Origin of the sequence: Nonomuraea sp. B1E8 (assembly GCF_039871515.1) — a bacterium.
Taxonomy (GTDB): domain Bacteria; phylum Actinomycetota; class Actinomycetes; order Streptosporangiales; family Streptosporangiaceae; genus Nonomuraea.
Genome location: NZ_JBDPLS010000008.1, coordinates 393,530 through 412,648 on the forward strand (window position 1 = coordinate 393,530; position 19,119 = coordinate 412,648).

At 69.4% G+C, this 19,119-nt stretch carries 20 protein-coding genes and 1 pseudogene; 9 read left to right on the plus strand and 12 right to left on the minus strand.

The features are described 5' to 3' along the window. Positions 1-198 precede the first annotated feature (198 nt). From infC to ABGA98_RS27255, 7 genes are all read left to right on the plus strand, one after another. Positions 199-786 carry a translation initiation factor IF-3 gene (infC, locus tag ABGA98_RS27225; RefSeq protein ID WP_220448520.1) on the plus strand — a complete coding sequence of 196 codons (588 nt, stop codon included), beginning with the start codon at positions 199-201 and terminating at the stop codon, positions 784-786. Positions 787-912: 126 nt separating this feature from the next. Continuing rightward, complete coding sequence (rpmI, locus tag ABGA98_RS27230; protein ID WP_132503691.1) at positions 913-1,107, plus strand: 50S ribosomal protein L35; 195 nt, start codon at positions 913-915, stop codon at positions 1,105-1,107. Positions 1,108-1,131: 24 nt separating this feature from the next. Then, entirely contained in the window at positions 1,132-1,515 is a 384-nt protein-coding gene (rplT, locus tag ABGA98_RS27235) for a 50S ribosomal protein L20 (RefSeq protein ID WP_132330207.1), read from the plus strand. Between the two features lie 128 nt (positions 1,516-1,643). After that, entirely contained in the window at positions 1,644-2,447 is an 804-nt protein-coding gene (locus tag ABGA98_RS27240) for an RNA methyltransferase (RefSeq protein ID WP_347621241.1), read from the plus strand. A 50-nt stretch (positions 2,448-2,497) separates the two neighbouring features. Then, on the plus strand, positions 2,498-3,589 hold the full coding sequence (locus tag ABGA98_RS27245) for an ATP-binding protein (protein ID WP_347621242.1): 1,092 nt from the start codon (positions 2,498-2,500) through the stop codon (positions 3,587-3,589). Between the two features lie 130 nt (positions 3,590-3,719). After that, the gene (pheS, locus tag ABGA98_RS27250; protein ID WP_347621303.1) at positions 3,720-4,760 is read left to right on the plus strand and encodes a phenylalanine--tRNA ligase subunit alpha; all 1,041 of its coding nucleotides are present in this window, start codon (positions 3,720-3,722) and stop codon (positions 4,758-4,760) included. Then, on the plus strand, positions 4,760-7,312 hold the full coding sequence (locus ABGA98_RS27255; RefSeq protein ID WP_347621243.1) for a phenylalanine--tRNA ligase subunit beta: 2,553 nt from the start codon (positions 4,760-4,762) through the stop codon (positions 7,310-7,312). Before pheS ends, ABGA98_RS27255 begins: the two co-directional genes overlap by 1 nt. A 42-nt stretch (positions 7,313-7,354) precedes the next feature. On the opposite strand, the gene ABGA98_RS27260 is transcribed toward ABGA98_RS27255, so the two are convergent. Together ABGA98_RS27260 and ABGA98_RS27265 are read right to left on the minus strand one after the other, a co-directional pair. Then, positions 7,355-7,615: a Uma2 family endonuclease gene (locus ABGA98_RS27260; protein ID WP_347621244.1), complete on the minus strand. Its 261-nt coding sequence runs from the start codon at positions 7,613-7,615 to the stop codon at positions 7,355-7,357. Between the two features lie 107 nt (positions 7,616-7,722). Continuing rightward, a pseudogene (locus tag ABGA98_RS27265) lies at positions 7,723-7,977 on the minus strand (Uma2 family endonuclease); the annotation flags it as partial. Between the two features lie 88 nt (positions 7,978-8,065). On the opposite strand from ABGA98_RS27265, the gene ABGA98_RS27270 reads away from it, so the two are divergent. Continuing rightward, a complete protein-coding gene (locus ABGA98_RS27270) occupies positions 8,066-8,299 on the plus strand; it encodes a hypothetical protein (RefSeq protein ID WP_347621245.1) in 234 nt (77 codons plus the stop codon). A gap of 6 nt (positions 8,300-8,305) precedes the next feature. Here the strand turns inward: ABGA98_RS27270 and ABGA98_RS27275 are convergent, their stop codons facing one another. The 5 genes from ABGA98_RS27275 to ABGA98_RS27295 all read right to left on the minus strand — a co-directional run bounded on the left by ABGA98_RS27275 (position 8,306) and on the right by ABGA98_RS27295 (position 13,101). Then, on the minus strand, positions 8,306-8,911 hold the full coding sequence (locus ABGA98_RS27275) for a Uma2 family endonuclease (RefSeq protein ID WP_347621246.1): 606 nt from the start codon (positions 8,909-8,911) through the stop codon (positions 8,306-8,308). Between the two features lie 122 nt (positions 8,912-9,033). Beyond that, positions 9,034-10,323, minus strand: coding sequence for an MFS transporter (locus tag ABGA98_RS27280; RefSeq protein WP_347621247.1), 1,290 nt, complete (start codon positions 10,321-10,323; stop codon positions 9,034-9,036). Positions 10,324-10,457: 134 nt separating this feature from the next. Continuing rightward, complete coding sequence (locus tag ABGA98_RS27285) at positions 10,458-10,811, minus strand: nuclear transport factor 2 family protein (RefSeq protein WP_347621248.1); 354 nt, start codon at positions 10,809-10,811, stop codon at positions 10,458-10,460. A gap of 13 nt (positions 10,812-10,824) precedes the next feature. Continuing rightward, positions 10,825-11,241 carry a hypothetical protein gene (locus ABGA98_RS27290; protein ID WP_347621249.1) on the minus strand — a complete coding sequence of 139 codons (417 nt, stop codon included), beginning with the start codon at positions 11,239-11,241 and terminating at the stop codon, positions 10,825-10,827. Positions 11,242-11,439: 198 nt separating this feature from the next. After that, complete coding sequence (locus tag ABGA98_RS27295) at positions 11,440-13,101, minus strand: AMP-binding protein (RefSeq protein WP_347621250.1); 1,662 nt, start codon at positions 13,099-13,101, stop codon at positions 11,440-11,442. Between the two features lie 333 nt (positions 13,102-13,434). Here ABGA98_RS27295 and ABGA98_RS27300 point away from each other — a divergent pair, with 333 nt between their 5' ends. Beyond that, positions 13,435-15,102: an endo-1,4-beta-xylanase gene (locus ABGA98_RS27300; RefSeq protein WP_347621251.1), complete on the plus strand. Its 1,668-nt coding sequence runs from the start codon at positions 13,435-13,437 to the stop codon at positions 15,100-15,102. Between the two features lie 44 nt (positions 15,103-15,146). Here the strand turns inward: ABGA98_RS27300 and ABGA98_RS27305 are convergent, their stop codons facing one another. The 5 genes from ABGA98_RS27305 to ABGA98_RS27325 form a co-directional block, all read right to left on the minus strand. Continuing rightward, positions 15,147-15,428: a VOC family protein gene (locus ABGA98_RS27305; RefSeq protein WP_347621252.1), complete on the minus strand. Its 282-nt coding sequence runs from the start codon at positions 15,426-15,428 to the stop codon at positions 15,147-15,149. 64 nt (positions 15,429-15,492) lie between these two features. Next, positions 15,493-15,918 carry a hypothetical protein gene (locus ABGA98_RS27310; RefSeq protein WP_347621253.1) on the minus strand — a complete coding sequence of 142 codons (426 nt, stop codon included), beginning with the start codon at positions 15,916-15,918 and terminating at the stop codon, positions 15,493-15,495. Between the two features lie 107 nt (positions 15,919-16,025). Further along, a complete protein-coding gene (locus ABGA98_RS27315; protein WP_347621254.1) occupies positions 16,026-16,847 on the minus strand; it encodes a carbohydrate ABC transporter permease in 822 nt (273 codons plus the stop codon). Continuing rightward, the gene (locus tag ABGA98_RS27320; protein WP_347621255.1) at positions 16,844-17,758 is read right to left on the minus strand and encodes a sugar ABC transporter permease; all 915 of its coding nucleotides are present in this window, start codon (positions 17,756-17,758) and stop codon (positions 16,844-16,846) included. The genes ABGA98_RS27315 and ABGA98_RS27320 overlap by 4 nt, the downstream gene beginning before the upstream one ends. Continuing rightward, complete coding sequence (locus ABGA98_RS27325; RefSeq protein WP_347621256.1) at positions 17,755-19,110, minus strand: extracellular solute-binding protein; 1,356 nt, start codon at positions 19,108-19,110, stop codon at positions 17,755-17,757. Before ABGA98_RS27325 ends, ABGA98_RS27320 begins: the two co-directional genes overlap by 4 nt. Positions 19,111-19,119 lie beyond the last annotated feature (9 nt).

Genomic DNA, 19,119 nt, shown 5'->3' on the forward strand with positions numbered 1-19,119 from the left:
GCGGAGGTCTCCCTCCCACCTGAGTCGCCGGAAGGCGGCCGGGTCCAGGATCACGCCGGACTACTCCGGGGAGCTCGAGGCCACGAAGCCATAGAGCTCAGTGGCCCCGCATGCGCGACGTGCGGGGCTTTTCGCGTTCGCAGCGCGAAGGGCTCCCGGCACGACGAGCACGTAGGGATCGCAAACCTAGGAGGCCCCATCAGCACTGAGCCCCGCATCAACGAGCGTATCCGAGTTCCCGAGGTTCGCCTCGTGGGCCCGAACGGCGAGCAGGTCGGCATCGTCTCCATTCACGATGCGCTCAAGCTCGCCCAGGAAGCCGACCTCGACCTCGTCGAGGTCGCGGCAACGGCTCGACCGCCCGTGTGCAAGCTCATGGACTACGGCAAGTTCAAGTACGAGTCCGCGATGAAGGCGCGCGAGGCGCGCAAGAATCAGGCGCACACGATCATCAAGGAGATCAAGCTCCGGCCGAAGATCGACCCGCACGACTACGAGACCAAGAAGGGTCACGTGGTGCGGTTCCTCAAGGCGGGAGACAAGGTCAAAGTCACGATCATGTTCCGTGGTCGCGAGCAGTCCCGGCCGGAGCTCGGCTTCCGGCTGCTGCAGCGGCTGGCGGACGACGTCCAGGAGCTCGGCTTCGTGGAGTCCCACGCCAAGCAGGACGGCCGTAACATGATCATGGTGATCGGTCCGCACAAGAAGAAAGCCGAGGCCAAGGCCGAAAAGGCCGCAGCCAAGGCGCAGCGTGGCGGCGAGGAGCCTTCCGCACAGGAAGCGTGACCCGCAGTTGGGGTTAGCCTTACAAGCGCGGCCCCAGCCAAGCCACCGGCAGACGAAGACGCCGCTACCGGGTCGGCCAGCACCGGCCCGGCCAGTGGCACGACCGAAACGAGGAGAGACGGCGACATGCCGAAGATGAAGACGCACAGCGGTGCGAAGAAGCGGTTCCGGCTCACCGGCACCGGCAAGATCAAGCGTCGCCGTGCCAATCGCGCGCACTACAACGAGTGGAAGTCGTCCACGTTGACGCGCCGTCTCAAGAACGAGGTCGTCCTTTCCGACGCCGACCACAAGAAGATCAAGAAGCTGCTCGCCAAGTAGCGCGAACCCCCGGGGAGAAGAATCATGGCACGCGTGAAGCGGGCGCTCAACGCCAAGAAGAAGCGCAAGGTCGTCCTCGAGAGGGCGAGCGGTTACCGTGGCCAGCGGTCGCGTCTCTACCGCAAGGCCAAGGAGCAGATGCTCCACTCGATGACGTACGCCTACCGGGACCGCAAGGACCGTAAGGGTGCGTTCCGCCGTCTGTGGATCCAGCGGATCAATGCCGCCGCCCGCCAGAACGGCCTGACCTACAACCGCCTCATCCAGGGTCTGCGCCTGGCCAACATCGAGGTCGACCGCAAGATCCTCGCCGACCTCGCGGTCAACGACAGCCAGACCTTCGCCACGCTCGTGGAGGCCGCCAAGAAGGCGCTCCCGGCCGACGTGAACGCTCCGGCCGCGGGCTGAGGCAGTTGCTTTGAACGAGGGCCCACCGATGACGGTGGGCCCTTTGCTGTGGACGCACACGAAGAGCGTCCGGCGCGCGGGCCGCGGGACGCGGCCCATCGGACGTGGGCAAGGGCGTGGGGGAGAGCATGGCGGGGTCCGAGCTGACCAACGTGCGGTCGCCGAGGGTCAAGGCGGCCCGGCGGCTCACCAAGCGGGCCTTCAGGGAGCAGGACCGTAGATTCCTGGCCGAAGGGCCGCAGGCGGTGCGCGAGGCGCTCAAGCTCGACGGCGTGACCCTCGAGCTGTTCAGCACGGCCGAGGCCGAGCTGCGCCACCCCGAGCTGATCATCGAGGCCAATCTCAAGGGTGTCCCCGTGCACCGGGCCAGCGGTGAGGTCATGTCGGAGCTCTCCCAGACCGTGACCCCGCAGGGGCTGGTGGCGGTCTGCGGGCTCGTGCACGTCCCCCTGGAGCAGGCCCTGGAGGGCACGCCGCGCCTGGTGGCGATGCTCGCGCACGTGCGCGATCCGGGCAACGCCGGCACGGTCATGCGCGCCGCCGACGCCGCCGGGGCCGACACGGTGATCTTCACCGACGCCTCCGTCGACCCGTACAACGGCAAGTGCGTGCGCGCCAGCGCGGGCAGTCTTTTCCATCTTCCCGTCGTCATCGGTGCTCCGGTGGGCGGCGCCGTGCGTCACCTCAAGGAGCGGGGGCTGCGCGTGCTGGCGGCCGACGGCACGGGCAAGCGCACGCTCGACGACGTCGATCTGTCCGGCCCCACCGCGTGGATCTTCGGCAACGAGGCCTGGGGTCTGCCGGAGGAGATCCTCGCCGAGGCGGACGACGTGGTCAGAGTGCCCATCTACGGACAGGCTGAAAGTCTCAACCTGGCCACAGCGGCGGCGGTGTGCCTTTACTCTTCCGCCAGGGCTCAGCGAGTGTCCTAGGCGGCGGGAAACCCGCTATTGTCGGCGATGTAGGCGGAGGAGGCGAGGTCGTGCACGGCGCAGACACCGACGGGCGCGTTGTGGCCGCCGCGTGCACGATAGCCATCGACGATCTCCCTGACGGCCTCATCGTGGCCGACCGATATGGCTGCGTGGTGGCCGTCAACCGAGCGGCCGCCCGGCTCACCGGCATCGCCATGGAGCGCGCGGTCGGCCGGCCCATGACCGACGTGTTCCCCTTCCGCGACCATGACGGGCGTGACTGGTGGAAGGCCCTCGACCCCGAGGGCGGGCTGCGCACGCGGAGCAGGGTGCCGGAGCGGCCGCTGCACCTGCCGGGCGGACAGGAGCTCTACGTCGCGGCCCGGTTCATCCGCGAGCCGGAGCGCGGCGGCGAGGTCGAGCGTGTCACGATCACCCTCAGAGACGGCGGCGCGCGGGCCCGGCTGGAGCGCAGCCGCGCCGACCTGGTCTCCACGGTGGCCCACGAGCTGCGCTCGCCGCTGACGAGCGTCAAGGGTTTCACCGCGACCCTGCTGGCCAAGTGGACGCGCTTCACCGACGAGCAGAAGCGCGTGATGCTCGAGACCGTCAACAACGACGCCGACCGTGTCACGCGGCTCATCACCGAGCTGCTCGACGTCTCCCGCATCGAGTCGGGGCGGCTGGAGGTGCGCCGCCAGGTCGTCGACCTTCCCGCCAGGGCGCGCAGGCTCATCGCCGGGCGGGTGGCGGCCGGCGAGGCCGAACACCGGTTCCGCCTGGTGGTCGGCGACCACCTGCCGGAGATGTGGCTCGACCAGGACAAGATCGACCAGATCCTGGGTAACCTGGTGGAAAACGCGCTGCGCCATGGGCGCGGCACTGTGACAATAGAGATCGAGTCCGTTGGATGGGGAGCTGCCGTGTCGGTGCGCGACGAGGGCGAGGGCATCGAGCCCGAGCTGGCTCCGCGCGTCTTCAGGCAGTTCTGGCGCGGCGGAAACAGCCGCAGGCGCGGCGGCACCGGGCTCGGCCTGTTCATCGTGAAAGGCCTGGTCGAAGCGCACGGTGGCACGATCGCCGTGCAGCGGGCTCCCGAGGGCGGGGCGGAGTTCCGATTTACCGTGCCCACCGGCACGCCTGACTTCGCGACCCCATAGCGAGCGATTCGGGCCCGGTGGGCGGGTCCCACTAGACTCATTTCCGCTCAAGCCCTGGATACGGAGCTCACTCTTGTCTGACTACGACCCCGTCGAGGTGACACCGTTGCATGCCGACGAGGTGTCCCGCATGGAGGCCGACGCCGTCGCGGCGATCAAGGCGGCCGACGACCTCGACGCACTCAAGCAGGCCAGGCTGGCGCACGCGGGTGACCGCTCGCCCATCGCCCTGGCCAACCGGGAGATCGGCGCCCTGCCGCCGGCCGCCCGCGCGGAGGCCGGCAAACGCGTCGGCGCCGCCCGTAAGGCGATCAACGAGGCGCTGGCCGCACGCCAGGCCGAGCTCGAGGCCGAGCGCGACGCGCGCGTGCTCGTCGAGGAGAGCGTCGACGTCACCCTGCCGTGGGACCGCCGGCCACGCGGCGCCCGCCACCCGCTGACCACGCTGCAGGAGCGCATCGCCGACGCGTTCGTCGCCATGGGCTACGAAGTGGCCGAAGGGCCCGAGCTCGAAGGCGAGTGGTTCAACTTCGACGCCCTCAACATCGCCAAGGACCATCCGGCGCGCTCCGACCACGACACGTTCTTCGTGGGCTCCACGGAGTCCGGCATGGTGCTGCGCACGCAGACCTCGCCGGTGCAGATCCGCGCGCTGCTCCAGCGCGAGCTGCCGGTCTACGTGATCTCACCGGGCAAGACGTTCCGCACCGACGAGCTCGACGCCACCCACACCCCCGTCTTCCACCAGACGGAGGGGCTGGCCGTCGACGAGGGCCTGACGATGGCCCACCTCAAGGGCACGCTCGACCGGTTCGCGGAGGTGATGTTCGGCAAGGGCATCTCGACCCGGTTCCGCCCCAACTACTTCCCGTTCACCGAGCCGTCCGCCGAGATGGACCTCAAGTGCTTCGTCTGCTGCGGCGCCTCGGCGACCCCTGGCAACCCGCCCTGCCGCACCTGCAAGTCGGAGGGCTGGATCGAGTGGGGCGGCTGCGGCATGGTCAACCCGCGCGTGCTCATCGCGTGCGGGGTCGATCCGTCGCGATACTCCGGGTTCGCGTTCGGCATGGGCATCGAGCGCACGCTGATGTTCCGCCACAACGCCGAGGACATGCGTGACATGGTCGAGGGAGACGTGCGCTTCACGCTCCCGTTCGGAATGGAGATCTGATGAAGGTCCCGCTTTCCTGGCTGCGGGAGTATGTCGATCTCCCGGCGGTCACCGCCCACGAGGTGGCCGACAAGCTCACGGCCGCCGGGCTGAAGCTCGAGTCGATCACCTCGCACGGCCACGACGTCAAGAACGTCGTGGTCGGCGAGGTGCTCGCCATCGAGGAGCTGACCGGTTTCAAGAAGCCGATCAGGCACTGCAAGGTCGAGACCGGCGAGGCGACGCCGCGCGAGATCGTCTGCGGCGCCACCAACTTCGCCGCCGGTGACCGGGTGCCCGTCGTGCTGCCCGGAGGGGTGCTGCCGGGCGGGTTCGAGGTCGGGGCGCGCAAGACGTACGGGCGCATGTCCGAGGGCATGATCTGCTCCGAGCGCGAGCTCGGGCTCGGAGACGACCACAACGGCATCATGGTGCTGCCCGCCGACACCCCGATCGGCGGCGACGTGGTCGAGTTGCTCGGCCTGCGCGACGAGGTGATCGAGCTGGAGATCACCCCTGACATCGGCTACGCGCTGTCGATCAGGGGCGTGGCGCGCGAGGTGGCGACCGCGTTCGGCGTGGCCTTCCGCGACCCCGCGGACGTCGAGCCGCCCGCCGCGACCGGGCCGTCGTGGCCGGCCTCCATCGCCGACCCGACGGCGTGCGACCGGTTCGTGCTGCGCGAGGTGCGCGGCTTCGATCCGGCCGCGCAGACCCCGCTCCCGATGCGCGTACGCCTGTCGCGCGCCGGCATGCGTCCCGTGTCGCTGGCCGTCGACATCACCAACTACCTGATGCTGGAGCTCGGTCAGCCGCTGCACGCGTTCGACCGGCGCAAGCTCAGCGGCGAGATCGTGGTGCGCCGGGCCCGGCCCGGTGAACGGCTGGAGACGCTCGACCACGTGGTGCGCGAGCTCGACCCCGACGACATCCTGATCACCGACGAGTCGGGGCCGATCTCGATGGCGGGCACGATGGGCGGCCTGGAGACCGAGATCTCCGACGTCTCGGCCGACATCGTCATCGAGGCCGCTCACTTCTCCGCGACCGGCATCTCCCGCGAGTCCCGCAGGCACGGGCTCGTGTCGGAGGCGTCCAAGCGGTTCGAGCGCGGCGTCGACCGGGAGCTGCCGCTCGTCGCCTCGTGGCGGGCCGTGCAGCTGCTGGCCGAGCTGGGCGGGGCCACCGTCCAGCCCGGCGTCACGCACGCCGAGGTCGAGGTGTCGCCGGCGCGCATCGCGATCCCGTCGGGCCACCCCGGGGCCGTGGCCGGCACCACCTACTCCAAGGAGACCGTGGTCGCGCGGCTGCAGCAGGTCGGCTGCGTCGTCGTCGACGGTGACGACGCAGCCGTGCGCCAGGGCGGTGTCGACCCGACCGGGGTCGTGACCGGTGGCGAGCTGGCGGCCAAGCTGGCCGTGACCGGCGACGACATGATCACGGTGACGCCGCCGTCGTGGCGGCCCGACCTCACCGACCCCAACGACCTGGCCGAAGAGGTCATCCGGCTGGAGGGCTACGAGAGCCTGCCGTCGGTGCTGCCCGCCGCCCCGGCGGGCGCCGGGCTCACCGAGGGTCAGCGGCTGCGCCGTCGGGTGGGCAGGGCGCTGGCCGAGGGCGGCTACGTCGAGGTGCTCAGCTACCCGTTCGTCAGCGCCGCCGACCTCGACCACCTGCAGTTGCCCGCCGACGACGCGCGCCGCAACGCCATGCGGCTGGCCAACCCGCTGTCGGAGGATGAGCCGCTGATGCGCACGACGCTGCTGCCAGGGCTGCTCAAGACTCTGGTGCGCAACGTCGGGCGCGGGTTCGCCGACGTGGCTCTGTTCGAGAGCGGGCCGGTCTACCGGCCGCGCGAGGGAGCTCCCGAGGCGGCGCCGGTGCTCGGGGTGGAGCGCCGGCCGACGGCCGAGGAGCTCGCCTCGATCGAGGCGGCGCTGCCCGACCAGCCCTTGCGCGTCGCGGTCGTGCTGACCGGCGAGTTCGAGCGGTCAGGCTGGTGGGGTGCCGGCCGGCAGGCCTCCTGGGCCGACGCGGTGCAGGCCGCCCGGCTGGTGGCGGCCGAGGCGCGGGCGGAGCTGTCCATCAGCGCCGACCAGCACGAGCCGTGGCACCCCGGCAGGTGCGCGGCCCTCTATCTCGGCGACACGCTGGTGGGCCACGCGGGCGAGCTGCACCCGCGCGTCATCGAGGCCTACGGCCTGCCTGCCCGCACGTCGGCGATGGAGCTGGAGCTGTCGCGGCTTGAGGCGGCCATGCCGGGCCCCGTCGAGACGCCTCCCGTCTCCGCCTATCCGGTGGCCACCCAGGACGTCGCGCTGATCGTGCCCGACTTCACGCCGGTGGCCGACGTCGAGGCGGCCCTGCGCGACGGCGCCGGTGAGCTGCTGGAGTCGATCCGGCTGTTCGACGTCTACGAAGGCGAGCAGGTGGGCGAGGGCAACAAGTCGCTCGCCTACTCGATGCGGTTCCGTGCGGCCGATCGGACCCTGACGGTCGAGGAGACCACGGCGGCGCGGGACGCGGCGGTGGCGATGGCGGCCGACCGCGTGGGTGCCCAGCTCCGCGGATGATCGTTACCAGAGGGCCGGTGCGGCGGCGTGCCGTGCCGGCCCTTACCGGGTTCTGCTCGTGTACAGCGTGGTGAGGTCGATGTCGATGTCGAAGGGAACGGAGACCTTCAGCCGGTCGTGATGGACGCCGGCGAGTGCGTAGGTCATGGTGCCGAGATCGAGCTCGTGGACGAATACAGCTGGTTTGCCATGAATTTCTTCGATGCGCCAGTAGTGAGGAATCCCCGCCTGCGCGTAGAGGACGGGCTTCCGCTCCCTGTCACGTAGCTCGGAGTCCGGTGAGACCACCTCGGCGGCGAGCACACAACGTCTTCGGCCTTGAAACAGGTGACCTCGCGACCGATGACCGCCTTGGGGCCCACAACGATCAGGTCGGGTTCTGGACGTTGCCGCGCACTCAGCTTGACGCTCATCTCCTGGAGCACTTCGTGTCCTGGAGGCACAAGCTCTTCCATGGCGTTGTGCAACCGGAACAGAACTGAGTGATGGAAGTGTCGCTGAGGGCTCACGAAGACCAAGCTTCCATCAATCAACTCTGTGTGCGCAGGCAAATCCGGAAGGTGATCGAGATCTTCTGCTGCGAAGCCTTGCGGTGGCGGAAAGACCCAGTCGGGCACTGAAGAAGACGTCATCTGCTTGATCACCGGTTCGGCTGTGACAGTCATGGCCTAACGCTACCAATGTATTGTGCTCACGCCTTGTGAACGGCCATACACGCTCGCGGGCGAGAGTGGGGGATGCGACCATCAGGCTATGAGTGTGCTGCTGGTGTTCGGCGAGCGGGATGACGCCGAAGAGGTCGCCGAGACGCTGGGGGAGTGGTTTCCCTCGGTGGGGGTGCCGCGGGTGGTGCGGGAGACGCTGGCCGGGGAGGACGACGCCGAGGACGCCCAGTGGCTGGTCGTCGTCGAAGGCATGGACGACAGCGCGCTGGCCAAGGTGGACGAGCTGGTCGCGCGGTATGAGGGGTGGCGGGAGGCGGGCTGAGCCCGCTCAGAGTCTGTCGATCTCAGTGAGGTCGATGGTCAGCTCGAACGGAACGGACAGCTTCAGGGAGTCGTGATGAATGCCGGTGAGTCCGTAGGCCTGCGTGGCCGGGTCGAGTTCGTAGACGTAGATCGTTGCGCTGCCCGAATCCTTCTCGACGCGCCAGAAATGCTGGATGCCGGCTCCGGCGTACAGTTGCGGTTTGCGATGGCGGTCGCGTGATCTGGATTCCGGAGAGACGACCTCGATGATGAGCACGACGTCTCTTGCCAGGTAGTACGTCTCATCGTCGTCGCGCGCCGCCTCGGCCTTGATCACTGTGAGGTCTGGCTCCGGACGCTGATCGGCGCCGAGAACGACGCTCATCTCCCGCCGCACGCGCAGGGTGTCCGGCATGGCTTGGCGCAGGCCCATGGCGAGAAGATCGATGATCCGTGCGTGAAAGGAGGCTTGGGGACTCACGAAAACCAAGCTTCCGTCAATCAACTCTGTGTGCGCAGGCAAATCCGGAATGTTATCGAGGTCCTTGGCTGTGAAGCCTCCTGGCGGAGGAAAGACCCAGTCGGGCAGCGAGGTAGTCGTCATCTCTAGGCTCACCGCTTCGGCAGTCATGGCTTAACGCTACCAATCTAATGTGCTCACGCCACGTGAATGGGCGCACACACCGCGTACGGCTGTGGGCAACCGAAGGCCGGGTGTTGCTCGACGGTAGGGTCCGGCCGCCGCGCGGCTGGTCAGGGGGTGGGTTCCGCGGGGGCCGCCTCCCTGCGGGCCTTCTCCGCCAGGGCGTGCTCGTCCGTACGGGCGTCGTACCCGCGGAACTTCGGCAGTGCGGCGGCGAGCCCCAGGACGGCGGCGACGCACAACACGCCGCCCGCCCCGAGGGAGAAGCGGGTGCCGCCGAGGTTGGCCATCAGGCCGGCCCTGGCGTTGCCCAGCATCGGGCCGCTGGCGTAGGAGAGCAGCTCGATGCCCGCCAGGCGGCCGCGCAGCTCCTGGGGGATGGTCTGGTTCCACATGGTCATCCGGAAGATGCCGCTGATCATGTCGGCGGCGCCCGCCAGGGCGATGCAGACGACGATGAGCCAGACGTTCGTGGCCAGGCCGGCCAGGGCCACCGCGGCGCCCCACAGCGCGGCGGCGATGATCACGCCGAGGCCGTGGCGTCGCACGTTGGCCGCCCACCCGCCGGTGAGCGAGGCGATCAGCGCGCCCACCGCGCCCGCGGAGTAGAGCAGCCCCAGCGCCTGGGGTGCGCCCAGCTCGTCGGCGAGGAACGGGAACAGCGCCGTCGCCATCGCGAACACCATCGCGGCGATGTCCACCAGGTACGTGCCCATCAGGTCGCTGCGCCCCACCGCGTAGCGCAATCCGTCGGCCAGCGACGTCAGCGACGCGGGCGCGGCGTCCTCGGCCGGCGGCGACGACCGGATCCGCCACAGCAGCGGCAGCGACAGCACGAAGGTCAGCGTGTCGAGCCCGTACGCGACCGCCGAGCCGTAGGTGGTCACGAGCAGGCCGCCGAGCGCCGGGGCGACGATGGCGCCGAAGTTCCAGCGCAGGCTGGTCAGCACCGCGGCCGCGCCCTGCTGCTCGTGCCTGACCACCTGCTGGAACACGGCTTCCATGCTGGGCCGTTGCAGGCAGGCGAGGCCGGTGGAGACGGCGCCGACCGCGTACAGGACCCACACCTGGGGCGTGGGCAGCAGCGCGTTGGCCATGAGCGCGCCGGAGGTGACCAGCAGGCCGACCTCGCTCCACAGGATGATCGTGCGGCGGTCGTGCGCGTCGGCCATCGCCCCGCCCCACAGGCCGCACACCACCATCGGCACGAACTCCGCCAGGCTCACCAGGCCGACGGCGAGGTAGGAGCCGGTCAGTTCCTTCATCTGGAACGGGATCGCCACCATGGTGATGAACGTCCCGAACATCGTGATGACGCCGGAGACGAAGAGCAGGCGGTAGTCGCGGGAGTCGCGCAGCGGACTCACGTCGAGGGTGAGGTGACGAAGAAGACGTTTCACTCCAGCGAGCACGAGAGTGAATTGTCCGGCGAACGTTCTGGCCAGGCAAACCGTTTTCCGAGGCGCTCACGCCCACCTTATCCGGGGGCACGCGGGAGGCCCCCGGCGGAGCCGAGGGCCTCGGAGGCGCCGGGTCAGGCGGCGGGTGCCTGGTCGAGGAAGCCGAGCACCTTGCGGATCCGGCCGTCCTCCGCCAGCTCCACCACGTCGTAGCCGGCCGCCACCGGCTCGCCGTCCGCCGGGCCCAGGTGCCAGGTGAACCTGGCGAGGTGGCGGTGGGCGTCGTACAGCTCGCCGGGCGTGAACACCATGCCGGGGAACATGCCCTGCGCGCCTTCGATCACGGCGGCGATCCCGGCGTGCCCCGCCACGTCGGCGAGCGGGTCGGTGTACGTGGCGTCCTCGGTCCACAACTCGGCCACGGCCTTGGCGCGGGCCTGCGGGTCGGTCTCGTTCCAGGCGGCGATGTAGCGTTCCACGAGGGTCATGCCTTCTCCTTGGTCAGGTGGTGCGGGTCCTGCGCAGGCCGACGATCTGGAGCTCGGCGAACACGGCCACGAGCAGCGCCTGGGCGATGACCCAGACGGCGCCGGCGGTCGTGAGGTGCAGCGCCCCGGTGACGACGGCGGCGATGCTGCCGAGGGTCCAGCCGATGTTCAGGGCGATCACCGCCCTGGTGGCGGCCGGGCTGATCGTGCCTCGCAGCGCTCGGCCGGCCAGCAGGCCGACCGCGGCGCCGTACACGACGAGGAAGGCGCCGATGCCGCGCAGCAGGGCCGCGTCGGGGCCGAGCAGGGCGCCCACGGGTACGGCCCCGGCTAGATAGACCAGCCCGTTGCCGCCGGTGACGACGGCGTCAGCGGCAAGGACGAGACGCAGGAACTTCGTCCGGTCGGTGGTGACGGTCAGAGCGGTCATCTCGGCTCCTCCAGTGGTCGGTGCGACACCTGAACGATGTCAGCCACGGGATAGGGGCCGCGATTACGCGTGAGGTAAGCGGGCACGCGAGCGGGCTCAGTGAAGGGGGATCGACCTGCGGAAACTCCGGCTCTGTGAGGACCGTCACGTCGGCGGGGAGCGCCCGGACACCCCGGAGGAGGGCGGCCGGGCGGCCGGTCAGGTTCCCAGGATCTCCCTGCGCAGGCGGGTCTTGAGGATCTTGCCGCCGGGGTTGCGGGGCAGCTCGCCGTCGCGGAACCACACGTGCACCGGGATCTTGAACGTGGCGATCCGGCCGGTCAGGAACGCCCGCAGCTCCCCGGCCGTGGCCGAGGCGCCCGGTGCGAGGCGGACGACCGCGCCGACCTCCTCGCCCAGCTCGTCGTGCGGCACGCCGATCACGGCCACGTCGTCCACCGCCGGATGTTCGAACATCGCCGCCTCCACCTCGGCGCAGTAGACGTTCTCGCCGCCCCTGATCACCATGTCCTTGGCCCGGTCGACGATGTAGACGAAACCCTCCTCGTCGATCCTGGCCAGGTCGCCGGTGTGCAGCCAGCCGTCGATGAACGTCTGCGCCGTCGCCTCCGGCTTGTTCCAGTAGCCCATGATGACGTTGGGGCCGCGGACGCAGAGTTCGCCCACCTCGCCGGGCGGCAGCTCGCCGCCCGCCGGGTCGACCACTCGCACGTCGACGACGGGCAGCGGCCGGCCGATGCTGTCGGGCCTGGCCTGGTAGTCGGCGCCGCCGTTGCCGATGGCCAGGGCGCTCGTCTCGGTCATGCCGTAGCCGTTGGAGGGCGCGCGGTCGGGCAGGTTCTCGCCGATGCGCTCCAGCAGCCTGGGCGGGGCGGGGGCGCCGCCGTAGCCGAGGCTGGTCAGGGACGACAGGTCGTACGTGCCGAAGTCGGGGTGGGACATCAGCTGCCAGGCGTTCGTCGGCACCCCGACCATCCCGGTGATCTTCTCCCGCTCGATCAGGGCCAGCGCCTTGCCGGGGTCCCACTTGTACATGAGCACGAGGCCGCCGCCGCTGAACATGGAGGTGGTCAGGGCCGAGAACGAGCCGGTGACGTGGAAGAGCGGAACGGTCAGCAGGGTGACCCGGCGGGCGCCCGCCGAGGCGGCGGGGTCCTTGCCGGCCATGGCGAGCGCACGCATGTGCCCGTAGCCGACGGTCATGGGGGACTGGCCCAGGTTGCGGTGGCTGCCCAGGGCGCCCTTGGGGCTGCCCGTGGTGCCGGAGGTGTAGAAGATCGTGGCCGGGTCCTCGGGGGACAGCTCGACGTCGGGCAACTCGACGCCGGCGTCGACCTCGCCGAGCACCTCCGCGAACGCGCGTGCCCCTTCCGGCGTCTCGCCCCTGGTGACGATCATCGGCACGCCGGTCGAGGCCAGCCTGGCGGCGCGCTCACCGTCCGCGATCAGCACCTTGGCGCCGGAGTCGTGTACGCCGTAGGCCAGCTCGGCCTCCGTCCACCAGGCGTTCAGCGGTACGGCGACGGCCCCGGCCGCCAGCGCCGCGGAGAACGAGACCACCCACTCCGGGTAGTTGCGCATGGCCACCGCCACCCGGTCGCCCTTGCGCACGCCGTAGTCGTCGACGAGGCGGTGGGCGAGGGTGGCGGCCCTGCGGAAGTGCTCCTCGAACGTGATGTGCTCGTCCTCGTAGACGAGGAAGTCCTTCTCGCCGTGGAGCCTGCTCGTCTGCAGGAGTGCGCGGAAGTGGCCTGGAGCGTGTTTCCAGGTGCGGATCCCGGTGTCGCCGATCTCCTCGATCTCGAACAACTGGCCGGGGCCGGTGAGCTGGTCCTGGGCCTGGGCGTGCGAAAGAGACATGCGCAGAACTCCCGCAGTGGACGATTATTCCGGAAATCACAGTACCGACCGGTAGGTACGTCACGCTAGACCAGGAAAAATGGGCAGATTGGGGTTTCTGTAGCGGCCTGATCGGGGAAGGCTGCGTGATACCGCGGCGACCGGGAATCGGGGCGCGGCGCCTCCGGAGGATGAAAGTTTCATGCTTTATCCGATAGTTTCAGCCTTCCATCTGCCCTTATGTGGCAGGCTCGGGCTCGGCGTTGACCGCGTGGGTGCCTGTCCATACCGTCTCCGGTGCGATCCTGTCCGGATCGAAAACTTTCGGAACCGAGTGCCTGCCTCCGGAGGTAGATGTCCGTGCGTCCGTCCTCGCTCGTCAGAGCCCTCACCCTGGTGGGGATGCTCCTGGCCTTCCTCCTCCCTGTCACCTCGGCCGAAGCGTCCGCGCCCCTGCGGACGCACGCGCAGAGCCGGGGCAAGTTCATCGGTGCGGCGCTCGCCACCAGCCCGCTGTCCAACGAGAGCGCGTACCGCACCATCGCGGCCACCGAGTTCAACCAGATCACCGCCGAGAACGTGATGAAGTGGGACGCCACCGAGCCCAACCAGGGCCAGTTCAACTTCTCCGGAGCCGACGCCATCGTCAACTTCGCCACCCAGAACAACCAGCAGGTCCACGGCCACACGCTCGTGTGGCACAACCAGACGCCCGGCTGGGTGCAGAGCCTCGGCGCCGGCGCCATGCGTGAGGCGATGGAGAACCACATCGCCGAGGTCGTCGGACGCTACGCCGACAACCCGGCCGTGGTCTCGTGGGACGTGGTGAACGAGATCTTCGACGAGAACGGCGGCTGGCGCTCGTCGTTCTGGTACAACACGCTCGGCCAGAGCTTCGTCGCCGACGCCTTCAGAGCCGCGCGCGAGGCCGACCCCGACGCCCGGCTGTGCATCAACGACTACAACGTCGAGAGCATCAACGCCAAGAGCACCGCGATGTACAACCTGGTCCGGTCGCTGCGCCAGCAGGGCGTGCCGGTCGACTGCGTCGGCTTCCAGGGTCACCTCTCCATCCAGTACGGCTTCCCGAACGACCTGCAGCAGAACCTGGAGCGCTTCGCCGCCCTCGGTGTCCAGGTGCGCATCACCGAGCTGGACATCCGCATGCAGCTGCCCAGGAACTCCTCCAAGGACGCCACGCAGGCGACCTACTACCGCAACGCCGTCAACGCCTGCCTGGCCGTCAGCGCCTGTGCGGGCGTGACGATCTGGGGCTTCACCGACAGGCACTCGTGGGTGCCGGACACGTTCCCGGGGGAGGGCGCGGCGCTCATCTACGACGAGAACTACCAGAAGAAGTCCGCCTACAACGCCGTGCACGACGCGCTCGACGACGGGTCGAGCAATGACGACACCACGGCGCCGACGACACCGGGCACACCGTCGTCGAGCAACGTCACCGCCAACTCCGCCACGCTGACGTGGACGGCCTCGACCGACAGCGGGGGCAGCGGGCTGGCCGGCTACAACGTCTACCGCGAGCAGGGGGCCGGCGACACGCAGCTCGGCACGACCACCACCAACTCCATCACCCTGACCGGGCTGAGCCCCGAGACCGAGTACGTGGTGTACGTACGGGCGCGTGACGGGGCCGGCAACCTGTCCGGCAACTCGCCCACGACCACGTTCACCACGGCCGAGGGCGGCAGCGGAGAGGGCGGTTGCACCGCCGTCGGCACCGTGCAGACCCAGTGGGGCAACGGGTACGTCGTACAGCCGGTGACCGTCACCAACACCGGCACGTCCGGCATAACCGGCTGGACCGTCACCTTCACCCTGCCGTCCGGGCACACGCTGGCCGGCTCGTGGAACGCCGCCGTGACCGTCAGCGGGCAGACCGTCACCGCCAGGAACGCCGGCTACAACGGCACCCTGGCGCCGAACGCCAGCACCAGCTTCGGCTTCCAGGTCACCCGTCCGAACGGGAACACGCAGACGCCGTCCGGCTACACCTGCGCCTGACGTCCGCCGGATCCCCCGGGGCGCCCCCGGGGGATCCGGCGCGGTCAAGGCTCCAGGGTGACGCCTTCGCGCCGGAGGTCCTCGATGATGCCGTCGACGAGCTTCGTCGCGGCCGTGTGGTGGAGGCGGCCGCCCTCGCGCAGCTCGCGGACGGCCGGCACGGGGTCGGGGTCGGCGAACAGCCGCTCGTCGGCGACGGCGAGGGTGGCGACCAGCCGGGCATCGAGCACGCCGTGCCAGAACCGCACGGTGGCGTCCATGTCCGCGGTCACCAGGGCGAGGTGGTGCACGCCGCGCCAGTGCACCCTTTCCGGGGTCGCAGCCATGCGACAACCGTACGCCTTTCAACCATCCCCGTTCGGCCAGAATGTCCTTCCGGTGGCGCGCTCGTCACGGGGCGGTGGCGCAGTGTTCGCCGCTGCCGCCGGCGTAGCCGAGGCACGCCTCGTCTCCGCTGACGAGCGGCGTCACGGGCCGGAACTCTCCTTCGACCGCCTCGCCGACGACCCGCGTGGAGACGGAGCCGGAGGCGGGGGAGCCGTTGACGGTGAAGGACAGGGCCACGGGAGCCGGGGCGTTGTTGATCTTGAACCAGAAGCGGAAGTCGCCGGGCGCCCCGCGGACCTCCTGGCAGACGGGCGTGTCCGGCAGGCAGACCAGTACCGACGAAGGGGAGGGCGGCGCGGCCAGCGCGGCCGCGGGAGAGAGCGTCGCGGCGAGGGCGAGCATCCCGGCCGCCGTGGCCGCCGTGGCCGCCGCGGCCCCGAGGGCTCGCGGGAGACGGGGGCTCGGACGCGAACTGGCCTGCGAGGGCATGGAAGCTCCGTTCTCTGCCGAATGGTGACACTCATGTCTAACGTTCAGTCAGTCTTTCGGCAAGAGTCCACGGACCCCCGCAGGCCGGACCGTACGCCCGGCAGGCCTCAGCCCTTCACCGAGCCGGCGAAGCTGAACGAGCCGGCCAGATACTTGTTTACCGCCACGTAGAGGATCACCGCCGGGGCCGTGTAGAGGATGGAGAACGCGGCCAGCTGGCCGTAGGCGACCTGCCCGTACTGGGAGAAGAAGGTGTAGATGGTCACCGCGGCCGGCTGCTTCTCCGGCGTGTCCATCAGCACGAACGGGGCGAAGAAGTTGCCCCACTGCCCGACGAACACGAAGATCGCCACCACCGCGATGCCCGGCGCCATGAGCGGGCCCACCACGGCCGTCAGCGACCGCACCCAGCCGGCGCCGTCCACCCATGCCGCCTCCTCCAGGCTCACCGGCACCCCGTCCATGAAGTTCTTCATCATCCAGATCGAGAACGGCAGCGAGCTGGCCGTCAGGAACAACACCATCGCCGGCACGGAGCCGTACAGGTTGAAGCGGAAGAACATCGCGTAGACCGGCACCAGGACCGCCGTCATCGGCAGGCCGGTGGTGAACAGCAGCGTCAGCATGAAGTGCCGGCGGTAGCGGAGCTGGTAGCGGGAGAGCGGGTAGGCGGCCAGGCCGGCGACGAGCACGGTGAGGATCGCCGTGGACCCCGAGATCACGATGGAGTTGATCAGCGGGAGGATCAGGGTCTCCCACGTCAGCACCGCCGTGAAGTTGTCCAGCGAGAAGGTCAGGGTCGGCTGCGCGGCGAGGGTCGCCTCCGGCTGGACCGAGGAGATCACCACCCACAGGAACGGGCCGAGGAAGGCCAGGCAGATGATGAGGAGCGACAACCCTGCCGCTCCGCGGGCCGCGAGCCTGGTCACGCGTCCTCCACTTTGATCAGGCGCAGGTAGATCAGCGAGAACAGGGCGCCGATCACCAGCATGACGAGGGCGATCGCGGAGCCGTAGCCGATCTCGAAGTAGCGGAACGCCTGCTCGTACATGTAGAGCGGCGTGGTCTGGCTGGCCGTGCCCGGCCCGCCGCCGGTGAGGGCGTAGATGAGGCCGAAGCTCGCCAGGGTCTGCAGGGTGATCAGCATGAGGTTGGCCATGATGGATCTGCGGATCAGGGGCAGGGTGATGTGCAGCAGGCGGCGGCCCGGGCCCGCTCCGTCCACGGCGGCGGCCTCGACCAGGTCCTTCGGCACCTCGGAGAGGGCGGCCGAGTACACCAGCATGGAGAACGCGGTGCCGCGCCAGACGTTGGCCAGGATCACCGCCAGCATCGGGGCCGTGTAGAGCCACTCCTGGGAGATGCCGAGCACCGAGTTGAGCGTGCCCTCCTCGGCCAGGAACGAGAACCAGCAGGCCGCCGCCACCACCTCGGGCACCACCCAGGCGGCGATGACGACGCCGTTGACGACGCTGCGCGTCACCCGGCCGCGCCCGCGCTGGAGCAGGGCGATGATCAACCCCAGGGTGTTCTGGCCGATGACGGCCGACCCGATCACGAAGACGAACGTGAGGACGAACGAGTTGATGAAGTTCGGGTCGTTGAAGAGCCTGGTGAAGTTGGCCACGCCGACGAACTCGGAGTTGACCGAGGCCGAGCCGGTGAGCGTCTCGTTGGTGAAGGCGACGTAGACGCTCCACAGGATGGGGCCGGCGAGGAAGAGCGCCAGCAGGACGATGGCCGGCCCCAGGGGGAGCAGCCAGCGCAGCACCCCGCGCCGCGACGAGCCGCTGGAGGGCGTGCTCGTCACGGGCGGGGCCGGCGCTGTGGCGACCGTCATCTGGCCAGCACCTTGTCGGGGCCGCCCACGGCGGTGGGCAGCGCCTTCGCGTAGGTGGCGGTGGCCTCCTCAGGAGTCTGCGCACCCGTGGTGACGGACTCCAGGGCCTCCTGGATCTGGGCCGACACCTTCGGGTACGCCTCGAAAGCCGGCCGGTAGTGGGTCACCGAGGCCAGGTCGGTGAAGAACTTCACGCTCGGGTTGTCGGCGGTGTACTTCGGGTCGGCCGCGACGTCCTTGCGGGGGGCCAGGTCACCCGAGCCCAGCGCGTACGTCAGCGAGTTCTCCTTGTTGGTGGCCACCGCGATGAAGTCCCACGCCTCCTGCTTGTTCTTGGCGTAGGAGCTCATCGCCATCACCCAGCCGCCCGACATGCTGACCGCGCCCGGCTCCTCGCCGTTCTGCGTCGGCATGGCCGCCCAGCCCATCTTGTCCTTCCACTCCGCCCACGGCTTGGTGCTGGTCGGCTTCCACGCCGCGGCGGTCCACGCGCCGTCGAGCGCGATGCCCAGCTTGGCGTCGGGGAACCACTCGTAGTTCACCTTGTCGGCCAGCTTGGCGTTGTGCGCGTCGGCCTGCTTGGGCCCGAGCTCCTCGCGGTAGATGGTGTTGACGAACGTCAGCGCGTCGGTGAACTGCTTGCCGCCGGCCACCCACTTCTTCTGCGCCTCGTCGTAGAGGGTGCCGCCGGGCGTGCCGTACAGGAGCATCTCGAAGCCCTGCATGGTCGACGCCTCGCCGTGGATCTTCGTCGAGTACATGCTGAAGGGCAGGACGCCGGGCAGCTTCTGCTTGATCGTGCGGGCGGCCGTCAGGACGTCGTTCCAGGTCTTCGGCTCCCACGGGACGGGCAGGCCGGCCTTGGCGAAGACGTCCTTGTGGTACCAGAGGCCGCGCGTGTCGGTGCTGATCGGGACGCCGTAGATCTTGCCGTCGCCACCCTTGGCGGCCTGCTTGACCGAGTCGGGGAACTGCTCGCTCCAGTCGGGCCACTTGGCCAGGTAGTCGTCCAGGGGGGCCAGCTTGCCCGCCGCGACGTCGGCGTTCACCTGGAACGTGTCGTGCAGGTAGACGTCGGGAGCCGAGTCAGGAGAGCGGTTGAGCAGGGCCAGCTTGGTGTAGTAGGCCTCGTTGTTGCCCTGGACGGGCGTGAGTTTGATGGTGACGCCGGAGTGAGCGGCTTCGTACTGCTTCTTGGCGTCCGTGAGCATCTTCTCCAGATGCGGCCACGTCGGCTCGACCTTGTAGAGGACCTCGAGTTCCTTGCTGCCGGAGGCGTTCTGCTCGGTGTCGGCGCCACAGCCGGCCACAGCTGTCAGCAGCAGGAGGGAACCGGCCAGCGTACGTCTCATCACGGGCTC

Coding starts and splice junctions, on each gene's coding strand:
- pheS (WP_347621303.1), top strand. CDS start 3,720: ATGGAGGCCGACGCCGTCGCGGCGATCAAGGCGGCCGACGACCTCGAC.
- ABGA98_RS27270 (WP_347621245.1), top strand. CDS start 8,066: ATGAGTGTGCTGCTGGTGTTCGGCGAGCGGGATGACGCCGAAGAGGTC.
- ABGA98_RS27255 (WP_347621243.1), top strand. CDS start 4,760: ATGAAGGTCCCGCTTTCCTGGCTGCGGGAGTATGTCGATCTCCCGGCG.
- ABGA98_RS27285 (WP_347621248.1), bottom strand. CDS start 10,811: ATGACCCTCGTGGAACGCTACATCGCCGCCTGGAACGAGACCGACCCG.
- ABGA98_RS27295 (WP_347621250.1), bottom strand. CDS start 13,101: ATGTCTCTTTCGCACGCCCAGGCCCAGGACCAGCTCACCGGCCCCGGC.
- ABGA98_RS27305 (WP_347621252.1), bottom strand. CDS start 15,428: ATGGCTGCGACCCCGGAAAGGGTGCACTGGCGCGGCGTGCACCACCTC.
- ABGA98_RS27325 (WP_347621256.1), bottom strand. CDS start 19,110: ATGAGACGTACGCTGGCCGGTTCCCTCCTGCTGCTGACAGCTGTGGCC.
- ABGA98_RS27300 (WP_347621251.1), top strand. CDS start 13,435: ATGTCCGTGCGTCCGTCCTCGCTCGTCAGAGCCCTCACCCTGGTGGGG.
- ABGA98_RS27320 (WP_347621255.1), bottom strand. CDS start 17,758: ATGACGGTCGCCACAGCGCCGGCCCCGCCCGTGACGAGCACGCCCTCC.
- rplT (WP_132330207.1), top strand. CDS start 1,132: ATGGCACGCGTGAAGCGGGCGCTCAACGCCAAGAAGAAGCGCAAGGTC.
- ABGA98_RS27240 (WP_347621241.1), top strand. CDS start 1,644: ATGGCGGGGTCCGAGCTGACCAACGTGCGGTCGCCGAGGGTCAAGGCG.
- ABGA98_RS27275 (WP_347621246.1), bottom strand. CDS start 8,911: ATGACTGCCGAAGCGGTGAGCCTAGAGATGACGACTACCTCGCTGCCC.
- rpmI (WP_132503691.1), top strand. CDS start 913: ATGCCGAAGATGAAGACGCACAGCGGTGCGAAGAAGCGGTTCCGGCTC.
- ABGA98_RS27290 (WP_347621249.1), bottom strand. CDS start 11,241: ATGACCGCTCTGACCGTCACCACCGACCGGACGAAGTTCCTGCGTCTC.
- ABGA98_RS27310 (WP_347621253.1), bottom strand. CDS start 15,918: ATGCCCTCGCAGGCCAGTTCGCGTCCGAGCCCCCGTCTCCCGCGAGCC.